The sequence below is a fragment of the Stenotrophomonas sp. KH_036_B genome, assembly GCF_057839485.1.
Window position 1 is genome coordinate 2438603 of sequence record NZ_CM174491.1, and the last position, 14028, is coordinate 2452630.

Below are 14028 nucleotides of genomic sequence, written 5' to 3' on the forward strand. Positions count from 1 at the left end.
GCAGATGCTCCGGTGGGTTGATCGTTGTTCCACGCTAGCGGTGCCCCACACCGCCCGCAATTGGCCCTTGGGGCTACGTAACTACATGGGCCCAAGGCCCAATTCCAGCGCCACGCCGACGGGACTAGTCTGCGCCGCGTAACTGTCATCGCGCCCGCCTGTCGGGCCTGCCCGTCGCCTGCTGCATCCAGATCGCGGAGCCTTGCCATGAGTGTCGAAACTGCCGCCCCGGCGGAACTGTCCAGCGTCTTTCTTGCCGCGTCGCTGCGCGCCGACCAGTGGCGACAGCTCAATGCGGACGCCCGCGCCTGGGCCGCAGGTGGCCGCGATGCGGCGGGACTGCGCAGCACCTGCGAAAGCGGGCTGGCACGCATCCGCCGGCTGGAACCCTGCTGGGCCTACCCCGGCGAGCGCCTGCTCGCCGCGCTGACCGCAGCGTTGGCCAGCAACGACGCTGCCCAGTTCGCGCGGCTGGCGCGCAAGCTCTCCGCGGCGATTCTCTCCGGGGATTACCGCCGCGACGAACAGGCATGGGATGCCAACGACGATGGCGACCGCACCCTGCTCGATGCGCTGCCGCCCGAGCTCATCGGCGCGCATGACAAGCCCTACTTCGAGGTGCTGATCGTCACCCCGAACGACCCGGCGCAGTGGCAGCGCGCACGTGACGAGATGCGGCGCATGCGCCGGGAGGACGACCTGTTCCACTATTCCGTCACCCATGCGGGCAGCTTCGAGGACGCCGCGCTGGCGGTGATGGTCAACCCGGATCTTCAGGCGGTGGTGATCGTCGACGGCTTCGGCTACAACGCACTGCTGGACGTGCCCGACCTGAAAGACTTCATGTCCACCCACCTGCACCTGGACGCCATGCCGACCGCGGCGGGTGCGCTGTCCACGGCACTGGCGCGCACGATCAAGCGCTATCGCCCCGAACTGGACCTGTACCTGCTGACCGATCGTTCGCCGGAGCGCCTCGCCGGCAGCATCGAAGCCGCGCCACTGCGGCGGGTGTTCCACCACGTCGAAGAGCCGATGGAAGTGCACCTGGCGATCCTGGACGGCATCAATGATCGTTACGAAACCCCGTATTTCGATAATCTGAAGAAGTACGCGCTGCGGCCGATCGGCACCTTCCACGCCCTGCCGATCGCGCGCGGCAAGTCCATTTTCGGCTCCAACTGGATCCGCGACATGGGCCACTTCTACGGCACCAACATCCTGTTCGCCGAGTCGTCGGCCACCACAGGCGGCCTGGACAGCCTGCTGGAGCCCACCGGCACCATCAAACGCGCGCAGACCGCGGCCGCCCGCGCCTTCGGTGCCAAGCGGGCGTACTTCGGCACCAATGGCACCTCCACCTCGAACAAGATCGTGGTGCAGGCGGTGTGCAAGCCGGGTGACATCGTCATCGTCGACCGCAACTGCCACAAGTCGCACCACTACGGCTTCGTGCTCAGTGGCGCGCAGCCGTACTACGTGGAGGCGTTCCCGCTGACCCAGTACTCGATGTATGGCGCGGTACCGCTGCGCACCATCAAGCAGGCGCTGCTGGACTGCCAGGCCGGTGGCACGCTCGACCGGGTCAAGGTCATCGACATGACCAACTGCACCTTCGACGGCCACATGTACAACCCGCGCCGGGTCATGGAGGAATGCCTGGCGATCAAGCCGGACCTGATCTTCCTCTGGGACGAGGCGTGGTTCGGCTTCGCGCGCTTCAATCCGCTGCACCGCCGCCGCACCGCGATGGGCGCCGCAGCGGCCCTGACCGAGCGCTACCGCAGCCCCGCCTACCGCGAGGAGTACGCGGCATGGAAGGACGCACGCGGCGACGTCGACCCCGGCGACCCGGCGCAACTGGACGAACGGCTGCTGCCGGACCCGGACAAGGTGCGCATCCGCGTTTACCAGACCAACTCCACCCACAAGTCGATGTCGGCGTTCCGCCAAGGCTCGATGATGCTGGTCTGGGACGAGGACTTCCACCAGGTCGAAGGTCCCTTCGAGGAAGCCTTCTTCGCCCACACCTCCACCTCGCCCAACCTGCAGCTGATTGCCTCGCTTGACCTGGCACGCCGGCAGATGGAGCTGGAGGGCTACGGCCTGACCCTGAAGATGACCGACCTGGCGCTGCGCCTGCGCCACAGCATCAACACCCATCCGCTGATCTCGCGGTATTTCCACGTCGCCACGCCGGAAGACATGATTCCCGCGGAATTCCGCGGGTCCGGCCTGCGCGACTACGGGCTGCCCAACGCCACCTGGGCCGAGACCAGCCGAGCGTGGGACGACGATGAGTTCGCGCTCGACCCGACCCGTCTCACGGTGGTCTGCGGTGCGGCCGGGTTCGACGGCACCCAGTTCAAAGGCATCCTGGCCGAGCGCTTCGACATCCAGATCAACAAGACCTCGCGCAACAGCATCCTGGTCCAGACCAACATCAACAACACCCACAGCGATGCGGCCCTGCTGATCAAGGCGCTGGCCGATCTTGCGCGGGAGATCGACACCCGGCTCTCGCAGGAAGGCCCAGGCGGGCAGCAGGCATTCGCCGACCGCGTGCGTTCGCTCATGACCGACGTGCCGGACCTGCCCAACTTCAGCCGCTTCCACGACGCGTTCCGCGAAGCGCCGGACGGTGCCAGCAATGAGGGCCACATGCGCCCGGCGTTCTTCATGGCCTACGAAGAGGCCAACTGCGCGTTCGTCAGGCTGGACAGCGACGAGGTGGACCAGCGCCTGAAGGACGGCCCCGAGATGGTCTCGGCCAACTTCGTCATCCCCTACCCGCCCGGCTTCCCGATCATGGTGCCCGGCCAGGTGATCACCGCCGACACCATCGCGTTCATGCGCAAGCTCGACGTCAAGGAGATCCACGGGTACCACGCCGCACAGGGCATCAAGCTGATCACACCGGATGCACTGGACGGCGTCCGCGCCCGTTCGCTGCAGTGAACCGCCGTTCCAGGACAGGAGATATCCGTCATGCAGGCCTTCTTCCAGTTTCTCGCTGATAACCCGTACGTCCTGCTCTTCTTCACCGTCGGCATGGCGGTGCTGGTGGGCAAGTTCTCGGTCAAAGGCTACGGCCTGGGCATGGTCGCCGCGGCGGTGGTGGTGGGTGCCGCCTTGGCCACATGGGCGTCCACTTACGGCGTCAAGCTGCAGTTGGACAACTTTGCCAAGTCGCTCTTCTATTACCTGTTCATGTACGGCGTGGGGCTGCGCGTGGGCCCGGCGTTCTTCAACAGCCTGAAGAAGGACGGCATCACCTTCACCATTCTCGCCGTCATCTGCTCCGTGCTCGGCCTGGGCCTGGTGGTGCTGATGTCCGACCTGCTCGGCCTGCCCGCCGGTGCTGCCGGTGGCGTGCTGGCCGGCTCGCAGACGATGTCCGCGGCGATCGGCACGGCCGAGATGGCCGTTGAACAGGGTGCGTACAAACTGCCGCCGGGCACCACCGCCGAACAGGTCTCGGGCATGATCGCGCTGGGCTACGGCGTGACCTATATCTGGGGCACGGTAGGCATCATCCTCATCTGCAAGTACCTGCCGCGCTGGTGGGGCGTGGACGCCCGCAAGGCCGCCCGCGAGTACGAACAGGCCCACGGCGTGCGCAATGTCGACGATGCCACGCTGTCCGGCTACCGGGGCGGCGGCCTGCGCGCCTACCGGCTGGACAACACCAGCACCGCCGGCCAGAGCATCGCTGACTTCCGGCGCACGTATCCGCAGTACCGCATCGCCAACGTGCGCCGCGGTGACGATATCCTCGGCGCAGCGCCCGAGCTGGTGCTGCAGCGCGGGGATGTCATCGCCCTGGGTGGCCGGCTGGAAGACCTGACCGCCAATATCGGTCTGATCGGCACTGAAGTGGATGATCCCAAGGCACTGAACGTGCCGCTGGACCAGGCCGAGATCCTGGTCACCGAGAAGGACTTCACCGGCAAGCCACTGAAGACCCTGGCCAGCGAGGATTTCGCCGGGCAGCTGCAGGTCAGCCGCATGGAGCGCTCGGGTGAACCGCTGCCGTTCGGCGCCGACACCGAACTGAAGCGCCTGGACGTGCTGTACGTGACCGGCCTGAAGAGTGCCGTGGACAAAGCGGCTGGACTGCTGGGCAAGATCGCCCGGCCGAGCAGCTCCACCGACCTGTTGACGCTTTCGCTGGGCATGGTGCTGGGCCTGCTGATCGGCAAGATCAACGTGCCGATCGGCGACTTTTCGGTCGGCCTGGGCAACGCCGGTGGCCTGTTGCTGTCGGGCATCCTGGTGTCCTCGCTGGTGTCGCGGCTGCGCTTCTTCGGCAGCACACCCAATGCGGCGCGCAACATCCTGGAGGACCTGGGCCTGGTGACCTTCATCGCCATCGTCGGCATCAACGCCGGGGCCACGCTGCTGGACCAGCTGAGCGGCGCGATCGCAGTGAAGATCCTCGTCGCCGGCTTCGTGGCCAGTACCATTCCGCCGTTCGTCACCTGGGCGGTCGGCTACCACTTCTTCAAGATCAATCCTGCGGTGTTGATGGGCGGCGTGGCCGGGTCACGTTCGCACTCCGGACCGGCGCGCGAGGCCGCCAAGGAGATCGACAGCACCGTGCCGTGGGTCGGCTTCCCGGTCGGCTACGCCGTGTCCGGCGTGTTGTACACGGTGTTCGGGTACTTCGCGATGGTGTTCTCGCAGTAGGAGGCGGACATGAAGCCGATCCAGTATCTGTTGACCGCTGCGGCGATGCTGCTGCCTGGCATGGCCATGGCGCAGGCGAACGCATCGCCGGCGGCGGAGACCACCGACAACCCGCCCGAAAGCTCCGTCGAGCAGGGCCAGACCCCGCTCGACGAAGCGTTCGGCCCGCGCGATCGCGCCGCATGGATCCGCGAGACCCGACGCAAGGCCTGGGAAGACACCACCTTCGACGTGCAGGCACGCACGTTCTATCTGGACCGCGACAAGTACGACAACAGCGAGAGCACGGCCTGGGCGCTGGGCGGTTCGGCCGGCTTCAAGACCGGCTACTTCCGGGAACGCGTCGCCCTGGGCGCCACGGGCTACACCTCGCAGCGCCTGTACGGGCCGGACGACAAGGACGGCACCCTGCTGCTCAAACCCGGGCAGGAGGGCTATACGGTACTGGGTGAAGTCTACGGCGATGTCCTTCTCAACGACGACACCCACCTCAAGCTTGGGCGGTTCGGCATCGATACGCCTTACGTCAACCGCAACGACGCCCGAATGACCCCCAATACCTTCCAGGCGCTGACCGTGCAGGGCCTGTACGGGGGCGAAAACGGTGCACCGGAGTGGCGCGTCGGCGGCGGCTACTTCGACAAGATCAAGGAACGCAATGCCGACGACTTCGTGTCGATGGCCAAGGACGCCGGTGCACCCGACTGGGTCAAGCGCGGCGTGTATACGCTGGGCGCCAACTACAAGCAGGGCAACGCGAGCGCCGGTGCCATCTACTACCACAGCAACGACATCATCAGCATTTTCTACACCGAGGGAAAATACGCCTTCCCGCTCGGCGACAGCAGCAAACTAACGCTCGCCCTGCAGTACTCCGACCAGGACAGCGCCGGCGACAACCTGCTGCGTGGCGAGGAATTCTCCGCCCGCCAGTGGGGCGGCAAGGCGGAACTGGGCTACAAGGGCGCGTTGTTCACCACTGGTTACACCCGCGCCAGCGGCGGCACCAACATGCAGAATCCATGGAGCGGCTACCCCGGCTACACCAGCGTGCAGGTCGAGGATTTCAACCGCAACGGGGAAGGCGCCTGGTTGCTGCGCGCCGCGTACGCGTTCGAATCGGTGAAAGGACTAAGCCTGTACGCACTGTATGTGGACGGTTCTGATCCTGACGCGCTTACCGAGTACGCCAAGGACGAGTACAACCTCAATGCCCAGTGGGCCGTCGCCGAGGGTGCGCTCAAAGGCCTGACCCTGCGCGTGCGCTATGCGCATGTGACACAGAAGGACCCGCAGTCCACCGACCTGGACGACCTCCGGCTGTTGATCTACTACGACCCGCCCAGCCTCTGACCCGGGTCGGCAAGGAGCTTCGCATGGCCTGGCTTGCTTCGACCCTGACCCACTACCCTGAGCTGGCGGTGTACCTGGCGCTGGCGTTGGGCTACTGGGTGGGCGGCATCACGCTGCGCGGCTTCCAGTTGGGCGGGGTGACCGGTTCGCTGCTCGCCGGCATGCTGCTGGGCTGGGCGTTCGAGGTACCGGTCGCGGCCACCGCCAAGTCGCTGGTGTTCCTGCTGTTCCTGTTCGGCATCGGCTACGAAGTGGGCCCGCGCTTTGCCCCTGCGATGAAGGGCGATGGCTGGCGCTATGCGGTCCTGGGCGTGTTCATGCCGGTGGTCGGCCTGCTGGTGGCACTGGTCGTGGCGCGCGCCCTGAAGCTCGACCCGGGGCTGGCCGCCGGCATGATGTCCGGCGCGCTGACCGAGTCCCCGGCCATAGGCACCGCCACCGAAGCGATCCAGCGGCTGCCGATCGACGACACGCTCAAGGCCCGCTACATGGCCCATGTCGGCGTGGCCGATGCGCTGTGCTACGTCGGTGGCGCGCTGGGCGTGATCTTCACCTGCAACGTCATCGGACCGCGTCTGCTGCGCAGCCAGCTGGTGGAGGAATCGCTGGCGCTGGAGCGGCAGCATGGCATCGAGCGGACCCGCATGGGGATCAGTTCGGCCTGGCAGCCGTTCGAGACGCGTGCGTACCGGATCGTCGCCAGCATGCCGATTGCCGGCCGCAGCGTGGCCGACGCCGAGCGCCACCTCTCTGATGCGCGCCTGTTCGTCTACCGCATCCGCCGCGACGGCCTGCTGCTCGAACCCACGCCGGACACGCGCCTGCGTGCCGGCGACCTGGTGGCCGTTGGCGGTCACCGGCATGCATTGGTGGAGCTGCTGGGCGACCGCGCCGACGAAGTCGATGACCCGGAGCTGCTGGATGTGCCGCTGGCGTCGCACCAGGTGCTGGTCAACAAGGCCACGTGGGCCGGGCGCACCCTGCAGGACATCGCCACGGGCGACGCGGTGCGCGCGGTATTCCTGCGCTGGATCCTGCGCAACGGCCAGAAGATGCCGATCGGCACCCAGACCACCGTGGAACGCGGGGACGTGCTGCTGTTGGTGGGTCCGGAGCCGGCCGTGGAGCGCGCGGCCGCCGAACTGGGGCAGATCGTCCACAGTACCGATGCCACCGATTTCGTCGCTGTCGGCCTGGCGATCTTCCTCGGCGCGGTGTTCGGCATCATGGCGGTGGTCCCCATCGGCAATGTCTCGGTCAGCATCGGTTCCAGCGTCGGTGCACTGCTCGGCGGAATCGTCACCGGACACCTGCGCGCGCGCCGGCCCCTGTTCGCCCGGGTGCCGGACAGCGCGGTCAAGCTGATGCAGTCCTACGGCCTGGCTGCCTTCGTGGCCATGGTGGGACTGGGCGCCGGCCCGCACTTCGTGGAGGCCGTGCAGCAGCATGGGCTGGGCCTGTTCCTGGGCGGCCTGGTCGTCACCATGGCGCCGCTGCTGAGCGGGTTGTGGTTTGGCCGCAAGGTACTGAAGATCCCGCCGGTACTGCTGCTCGGTGCGATCTCCGGTGCGCAGACCTTCACCGCCGCGCTGGCGGCGCTGCAGGAGAAGACCGGCAGTTCGATTCCGGTCATCGGCTATTCCGGATCGGTGGCCATCGCCCATCTGCTGCTGACGACGTGGGGAACGGTCATGGTCATGGCGATGGCGTGAGGCGTCCGTGCCTAGAAGGTGGCACACGCTACATGCGCGCGTTCCGCCTGCCGCACCAGCGCGGCCACCGAGCGCACCCCGAACTTCTGCATGATCCGGCTGCGGTGCACCTTGGCGGTCTTCAGCGAAATGCCCAGGTCGGCGGCGATCTGCTTGTTCAACCGACCGCCGATGATGTGTGGCAGCACCTGCCGCTCGCGCGGGGTCAGCGCGCTGTAGCACTGCGCGGCGAGGTGCTCGCCACTGCGACGCACGCGGGCATCCGCATCCACGTCGATGCCGTGCCGCACCGCGGCCAGCAGAACGGCGGCATCGACCGGCTTGGTCAGAAAGTCGAGCGCACCGGCGCGCATCGCGGTGGCGCAGCTGGGCACATCCGCGGTGGCGCTCACGAAGATCAGTGACGGCGGCTCACCGAAGGCAGCCAGCAGGCGCTGCACGGCCAACCCATCCATGCCCGGCATGTTCAGGTCGAGCACCACGCACCCCGCCAGCGTGGGGTCGTAGCGGGTGAGGAACTGCTCGGGGGAGGCGCTCAGCGAGACGTCCAGCCCATCGGCCTTCAAGCAGCGTCCCAAGGCAGTCAGCACATCGGGATCATCGTCGACGACATGTACCAGTGCGTTCATGGCCTTACTCCAGAATGGGAAGTTCTACGCAGAACACCGCTCCACCGCCTGCCAGGTTTCCGGCGTGGATGCGCCCTCCATGCGCACGCAACAGGGTGCGGCAGATCGCCAGCCCCATGCCCATGCCATCGAGCTTGGTGGACTGGAACGGCAGGAAGATGGACTCCAGCCGCTCCGCGTGGATGCCGGGACCGGTATCGCACACCTCCACCCGGATCCAACCGGCGTCCGCTGCCTCGGTGCGCAGCGTGAGCACCCGCCTGGGCTGCCCCTCCATGGCATCGCAGGCGTTGAGGACCAGATTGAGCAGCACCTGCTGCAGCTGCACAGGGTCGCCCTGCACCCGGCTGATCGGCACCCCGAGGTCCAGGCGGTACTCCACGCCGCGATTGATCAGGTCATTGCGGATGATGCGGATGGAATCGTGCACCAGCTCATCGACGACCAGCGGTCCAAAGCTGCGGAACTCCCGGCGCAACAGGCTGCGCAGGCGGCTGATCACTTCCCCTGCACGGCGATCATTCTCGACGATGTCCTCGAGTATCTCGCGGATGTCCGTGATCTCGCCCGGGTCGCGGCGCAGCAGCCGCAGCGCCGCCTGCGCATTGCTGAGGATGGCGGCCAGTGGCTGGTTGAGCTCATGGGCCAGCGAGCCGGAGATTTCGCCCACCAGGGTGACCCGCGACATATGCGCCATGCTTTCGCGCTCCGCGGCGACCTCGCGTTCCGCGTTGCGCATCTCCGCCAGGTCGTTCACCGCCAGCACGAAGTGGGGCCTGCCCTCCAGCGCCAAGGTGTGCACCAGCAGTTCGGCCGGAAACTGGTCGCCGCTGCGGCGTCGGGCCATGAGGTCGTTTCCCGCTGAACGCCGCGGCGACGACACCGGCACCGACGCGCGGCCCGTGCGGACCTCGCTGCTCGCGTCCGGCAACAGCTGCGTACACGCCAGCCCCGCCATGTCGTGCCGCTCGTAATCGAACAGCGACGCGGCGCGGTGGTTGGCATGGCGGATCGTCCCTTCCGGATCGACCAGCAGCAGCGCCATCGGCACGGCCTCGAAGACCGCGCACAGAAGTTGTACTGCGCGGCTGTCAGCACCGTCGTCCTGAATAAATGCGGCCATGCAACTCCTCTCCCAGTCGCACCCCCCTCGAAACCAGTCGAGCCTGATGGCCCCGCCAAGGCCGCCGCCAACGCGCCCTCCGTTGTGCCGTCAACGCGGCGGATTGATCACCACGTACTGCACCGTGGTGCCGCTGTAGCGCGGCTCGTACCAGGTGCTGCCACATTGCTGGTAGGCCATGCCATTGACCACGGTGGTGACGCAGCTGGGCGGCACCGAGTAGACGATCGACCCGATCACCGCCGAGGTGATCGCCACCCCGGCGGTGACCGCCGCAGCAGTGGCGAAGGGATGGTCGTCGTAGCGGTTCCAATGGTCGTCGTGGTAGTCCACGTCGACATTGACATCGCGGTTCACGTTCCGGTTCACGTTGCGATCGACGGTGCGATTTCCATCGTGGTTGACGTTGCGGTTGATGTTGCCGCCGCCCTGCGGATGCTGCGCCGGGCGATGCTGCATCTCTCCGCCGCCATGGGGCCGTTGCGCCGGCCGGTTGACGCTGCTGTGCGCGCTGGCGCGGGCCGCACCGGCGCCCCCGCCACCGCCGCGATGGCCGCGTTGGGCTCCTGCCGTCTCGATGCCGATGGACACCACCAGCAACAGGCAGCCGGCGCAGGCCAGCACTACGTTTCGAACGTTCGGCACGCTGCGCATGTCACTTCTCCTGGCCAGCATCGGGAACCACCACCGCCACCTCGGCCGGCACCAGTTTGATCCGCGCCGCATCGGCCGGCGGATCGAACTGGAACGCCGTGGCCGCCACCGGCGTGCGCGTGTCCCAGCGCAGGCGGGCGCGGTACTGGGGCTGGGCGGGATCGTCCAGCGAGTTGATGACCAGCTTGCGTGGAAGCCCGCTGGCCGTGGAGATCCAGATCTGCCAGTCCACGTCATCCTGCTGGAAGGCGTACTGCTCGACGGCGTCGCCATCGATCTTTCCCCCGCCGATATGCAGTGCGCTGCGAATGGCATCCTGGGGCGCCTTGTCGGTACCCCACAGGAACATGTCTGCCAGCGGCATCTCGATGCCATAGCGGGTGGCGGCTGTTTCGACCAGTTCGCCCAGTGTCGAACTGAGGCCATCCACCTGCGCGTAATTTTTCGTCCGGGGCGAGTAGACGGTGAGCGTCTTGCCGTCATAGATCAATTGCCGCAGCTGGCGGTCGCTGCTCAGCTCCAGGAACAGCTGGTTGGGCGTCTTGACCTTGTAGATCACCACCCCGTCCAGTTCGACCTTCTGGCCATCCTCGAGCACCAGCTCGGTGCTGGCCTCGGAGGTGAGCTGGAACTGCTTGAGCGCGCGCAAGGCCGCCCCCATCCGATCAAGCGCCGCCAGTGCCTGTGGGTCGCGGACAGCGGCGGCAGTACTGGCCGCCGACGCCGCGGCGGGCCTCGGCGTGGCCGCCGATGCGACGGAGCCGACGCCAAGCGCTGCGATCAGTAGCGAGGCGGCGCATCCAAGCGACGTTGCAGGGGTTGCCATGAGCATTTCTCCAGGCGGAAACGGCGGGAATACGGCAGGTCAGAAACCGGCGCTGATCGACAGGCTCCAGGGATCACCCTCGAAGCGGTTACGCACGCTGAACTCGCTGAGGTAGCGGAACGACACGTCCACGTGTTCGCCGCCGGACCACTTTTTGCCGTAGGTCAGCACCGGACCCAGGCCGAAGGAGCGTCCCTTGAAGCCATTGAGCCGGTCGGCCAGGTCACTGTCATCGTCCTGCACCTGCTGCAGCCAGCCGCCCGCGGCACCGAAGCCCCAGCCGCTGGCCGTGCGCTTCACGAGCAGGGCGTCGGTGCGCAGGACCAGGCCGTTCTTGTAGTCGGTATCGTCGTTGCGGCTGTACCAGTCCATGCCGCCCAGCACGCTGAACTCCAGCGTGCCCTTCTGGAACAGGTGGGTGTAACCGACCGCCGGCGACACGGTCCAGACGTTCAATCCCGGATTGGCCAGCTTACCCGGGGTGTATTTGGCCGTGGGCGCGTACACGTACAGCCCGAACGAGACGTGCTGGACCGGATCGATGTGGTAGCCGGCGATCACGGGTGCGAAGTACACGTCGAACAGGTTGGACGCACTGTCCTGCACCCGCAGCTGGTTGCCCAGCGGCCCCTGCAGGTTGGCGGTGACATCGGCGGTGATGTACGGCACCGTCAGCATCGAGCCGAAGTTCCACTTGCCGGCCTTGGTCGGCCAGACGTAGACCCCGGTCGCCGCGGTCAGGCTGACATCCGCATCCAGGCCCAGCGATACCTGCCCGGCAATCGGCGCCGGTCGGCTGCCGCCGATCCTGCCGTCGTAGTGCACGTAGCTGAGCGACCACTGCATGCCCGGCTCGGGGGGAATGACGCCGACGTACGAGGTGATCTGCATCCCGGTGATCGAGCGCCCCAACCCACCCTCCACCGCGTGCGCCGGCAGCGCCGCAACCAGCGCCAGTGCGCCCAGCAGCACCGAACAGGCTAGCGTGCGACGGCGATAGTAGGAGACAGTCGTTCGATGCATGGCAATCACCTCGCGCTGGGTTGTCATATCAGGTCCGTATCACCGCTCCACGCACCGGAAGCCGAGGTGGCAGGTGGAGGTGTCGATGGGCTGGGCCATGCGTGCCGCCGGGCGGTAGCGCCGGCAGTAGTTCGGCGCGCACAGGTGCGAACCGCCCTTCATCACCCGCCGCGGAACGGCGCTGCGGTCGCGTGGATCATGGCTGCGCTGGCGTTCGCCGCCGCGCGGGTTGTCGATCGCGCAGCATGGCTTGCCCTGTATCTGGTCGTGCTGCTGGTACCAGTCGCTGGTCCATTCCCAGACATTGCCGATCATGTCGTACAGGCCATAGCCGTTGGGCGCGAAGCTGCCTACCGGCGACGTCCAGCGGTGGCCGTCCTCGTCCAGGTTGAGCCAGGGGAACTCGCCCTGCCAGGTATTGGCCTGGTGCCGGCCGCGCACCGTCAACGTCTCGCCCCAGGCGAACTCGCCACTGTCATTGCCGCCGCGCGCGGCGAACTCCCATTCCGCCTCGGTCGGAAGGTCCTTGCCGATCCACGCAGCGTAGGCCTGCGCATCGGCGTAGTTGAGGTGCACCACCGGGTGATCATCCAGACCGTCCAGCCCGGTATGCGGGCCGCGCGGATGGCGCCAGTCGGCGCCGGCGATGTAGTGCCACCAGTTGTGCGTATTGGACATGTCCACCGGATGCGACGGCTGCACGAACACCACCGACGACGGCACCAGCAACGACGGGTCCGCGCCCGGATAGTCGCGCGGGTCGGCCGGCCGCTCGGCGGCGGTCAGGTAGCCGGTGGCACGGATGAAGCGCGAGAATTCGCGGTTGGTCACCGGATACCGATCGATCCGGAACGGCGCCACACGCACCTTGTGCGCCGGGCGCTCTTCCGGATAGTGGTCGTTGGAGCCCATCATGAAAAGGCCTCCCTGGATCTCGATCATCGTGTCTGCAACGGCACTCATGCAGTCCTCTCCGTGGAGGGCGCGCTCATCCGAACGGCGCCAGGTTGAAGGTCATTCCGCTGATCGCCAGCACCCCCAGCAGCCAGAGCAATCCAGCGGTGATCAGGGTGAGCGATACCGGATAGTGGCTTTCGCCATGCACCAGCCCCTCGCGGATCATCAACTGGCGCTCGGCGCGCAGCCCCTGCATGTAGCGCAGGTGGTAGACGATGCCCAGGGTCAACAGCACCAGCCCCAGTGCGACCAGGGCCACGCCGAAGTTGCGCGGCGCATGCGGGCGCAGCGTGGTGCCGGGCACGTCCAGCATGTGGCCGAAGAACTGGAAGATGGTGAAGCCGAAGCCGATCAGGGACAGCGCCGTGCGGATGATCGACATCAGCGTGCGATCTGCGCTCATGCGGGTGCGCTGGAACGACATGCCGGTACGCCGCGAGGACAGCTCCAGCGATGCTTCGTCCGTGCCGCCCAAGGTCTGCCGCGCCCGCTGCAGGCTGACGGCGGTTTCGGAGAGTTCTGTTGCCGGATCTTTCTCGGTCATGGCCGGGAATCCTTGCCGTGGTGGGGATGACGCTGCAGCCAATGCCCGGCGAGCCGGGTGAAGGGGCCACGAAGAATGAGGTAGGGAATGAAGCCCAGCAGCACCGCGAGCACGAACGCCTCCAGCGGGTAGCGGAAGCCGCCGTAGACGCGGACCTGGTAGATCACGTCCATGGCCACGCCCAGCAGCAGGATCCGGGTCGTCGCGGTCACGCCTTCGCGCCACGTGGCCAGGCGCTCGCCGCCCGTGCTGTGGGCGATGAGCCACGCGTAGGGCGGCTTCCCGGCCCGCGCCGCGCGGATGCCGTCGATCAGCGCGGTGATCAGCGCCATCGTCGGCTGCAGGAAGAACCGGAACGTCATCGGCCCGTCGGCGCGACCGATCATGTCCGTCCAGAAGCGGGTCAGGAAATCGATGACCAGAAGCATTGACGGTTCCCCGGCGGCAGGATTCCAGCTTGGCGGCAGCGCTCTTCGACCACATCAGGATTGGTACTGCACCGCGATCAGTATTTTTAC

12 protein-coding genes are annotated in these 14028 nt (G+C 66.8%); 4 read left to right on the plus strand and 8 right to left on the minus strand.

Annotated features, from left to right (window positions below; genetic code table 11):
- Window positions 1-207: 207 nt before the first annotated feature.
- Genes AC3ITN_RS10930 through AC3ITN_RS10945 form a run of 4 tightly spaced genes read left to right on the plus strand, consistent with a single transcriptional unit; the run spans window position 208 to window position 7754 of the window.
- Entirely contained in the window at window positions 208-2958 is a 2751-nt protein-coding gene (locus AC3ITN_RS10930) for an Orn/Lys/Arg family decarboxylase (RefSeq protein WP_489390505.1), read from the plus strand.
- 30 nt (window positions 2959-2988) lie between these two features.
- A complete protein-coding gene (locus AC3ITN_RS10935) occupies window positions 2989-4689 on the plus strand; it encodes an aspartate:alanine exchanger family transporter (RefSeq protein WP_489390506.1) in 1701 nt (566 codons plus the stop codon).
- Window positions 4690-4698: 9 nt separating this feature from the next.
- Window positions 4699-6042, plus strand: a complete 1344-nt coding sequence (locus AC3ITN_RS10940; protein WP_489390507.1) for an OprD family outer membrane porin — start codon at window positions 4699-4701, stop codon at window positions 6040-6042.
- Window positions 6043-6065: 23 nt separating this feature from the next.
- The gene (locus AC3ITN_RS10945) at window positions 6066-7754 is read left to right on the plus strand and encodes an aspartate-alanine antiporter-like transporter (RefSeq protein ID WP_489390508.1); all 1689 of its coding nucleotides are present in this window, start codon (window positions 6066-6068) and stop codon (window positions 7752-7754) included.
- 11 nt (window positions 7755-7765) lie between these two features.
- Here AC3ITN_RS10945 and AC3ITN_RS10950 read toward each other — a convergent pair whose 3' ends face one another.
- The 8 genes from AC3ITN_RS10950 to AC3ITN_RS10985 form a co-directional block, all read right to left on the minus strand.
- A complete protein-coding gene (locus AC3ITN_RS10950) occupies window positions 7766-8383 on the minus strand; it encodes a response regulator transcription factor (RefSeq protein ID WP_489390509.1) in 618 nt (205 codons plus the stop codon).
- Between the two features lie 4 nt (window positions 8384-8387).
- Complete coding sequence (locus AC3ITN_RS10955; RefSeq protein WP_489390510.1) at window positions 8388-9506, minus strand: sensor histidine kinase; 1119 nt, start codon at window positions 9504-9506, stop codon at window positions 8388-8390.
- Between the two features lie 90 nt (window positions 9507-9596).
- Complete coding sequence (locus AC3ITN_RS10960; RefSeq protein WP_489390511.1) at window positions 9597-10160, minus strand: hypothetical protein; 564 nt, start codon at window positions 10158-10160, stop codon at window positions 9597-9599.
- A gap of 1 nt (window position 10161) precedes the next feature.
- On the minus strand, window positions 10162-10986 hold the full coding sequence (locus AC3ITN_RS10965) for a DUF2092 domain-containing protein (RefSeq protein WP_489390512.1): 825 nt from the start codon (window positions 10984-10986) through the stop codon (window positions 10162-10164).
- Window positions 10987-11025: 39 nt separating this feature from the next.
- Entirely contained in the window at window positions 11026-12009 is a 984-nt protein-coding gene (locus AC3ITN_RS10970; protein ID WP_489390513.1) for a SphA family protein, read from the minus strand.
- Window positions 12010-12048: 39 nt separating this feature from the next.
- On the minus strand, window positions 12049-12972 hold the full coding sequence (locus AC3ITN_RS10975; protein ID WP_489390514.1) for a formylglycine-generating enzyme family protein: 924 nt from the start codon (window positions 12970-12972) through the stop codon (window positions 12049-12051).
- 25 nt (window positions 12973-12997) lie between these two features.
- The gene (locus AC3ITN_RS10980) at window positions 12998-13510 is read right to left on the minus strand and encodes a DUF202 domain-containing protein (RefSeq protein WP_489390515.1); all 513 of its coding nucleotides are present in this window, start codon (window positions 13508-13510) and stop codon (window positions 12998-13000) included.
- On the minus strand, window positions 13507-13938 hold the full coding sequence (locus AC3ITN_RS10985) for a hypothetical protein (RefSeq protein WP_489390516.1): 432 nt from the start codon (window positions 13936-13938) through the stop codon (window positions 13507-13509). The genes AC3ITN_RS10980 and AC3ITN_RS10985 overlap by 4 nt, the downstream gene beginning before the upstream one ends.
- Window positions 13939-14028: the final 90 nt, after the last annotated feature.

Excerpts from the sequence above, each read along its gene's own strand:
- AC3ITN_RS10930 (WP_489390505.1), top strand. The coding sequence starts at position 208 with ATGAGTGTCGAAACTGCCGCCCCGGCGGAACTGTCCAGCGTCTTTCTT.
- AC3ITN_RS10935 (WP_489390506.1), top strand. The coding sequence starts at position 2,989 with ATGCAGGCCTTCTTCCAGTTTCTCGCTGATAACCCGTACGTCCTGCTC.
- AC3ITN_RS10940 (WP_489390507.1), top strand. The coding sequence starts at position 4,699 with ATGAAGCCGATCCAGTATCTGTTGACCGCTGCGGCGATGCTGCTGCCT.
- AC3ITN_RS10945 (WP_489390508.1), top strand. The coding sequence starts at position 6,066 with ATGGCCTGGCTTGCTTCGACCCTGACCCACTACCCTGAGCTGGCGGTG.
- AC3ITN_RS10950 (WP_489390509.1), bottom strand. The coding sequence starts at position 8,383 with ATGAACGCACTGGTACATGTCGTCGACGATGATCCCGATGTGCTGACT.
- AC3ITN_RS10955 (WP_489390510.1), bottom strand. The coding sequence starts at position 9,506 with ATGGCCGCATTTATTCAGGACGACGGTGCTGACAGCCGCGCAGTACAA.
- AC3ITN_RS10960 (WP_489390511.1), bottom strand. The coding sequence starts at position 10,160 with ATGCGCAGCGTGCCGAACGTTCGAAACGTAGTGCTGGCCTGCGCCGGC.
- AC3ITN_RS10965 (WP_489390512.1), bottom strand. The coding sequence starts at position 10,986 with ATGGCAACCCCTGCAACGTCGCTTGGATGCGCCGCCTCGCTACTGATC.
- AC3ITN_RS10970 (WP_489390513.1), bottom strand. The coding sequence starts at position 12,009 with ATGCATCGAACGACTGTCTCCTACTATCGCCGTCGCACGCTAGCCTGT.
- AC3ITN_RS10975 (WP_489390514.1), bottom strand. The coding sequence starts at position 12,972 with ATGAGTGCCGTTGCAGACACGATGATCGAGATCCAGGGAGGCCTTTTC.
- AC3ITN_RS10980 (WP_489390515.1), bottom strand. The coding sequence starts at position 13,510 with ATGACCGAGAAAGATCCGGCAACAGAACTCTCCGAAACCGCCGTCAGC.
- AC3ITN_RS10985 (WP_489390516.1), bottom strand. The coding sequence starts at position 13,938 with ATGCTTCTGGTCATCGATTTCCTGACCCGCTTCTGGACGGACATGATC.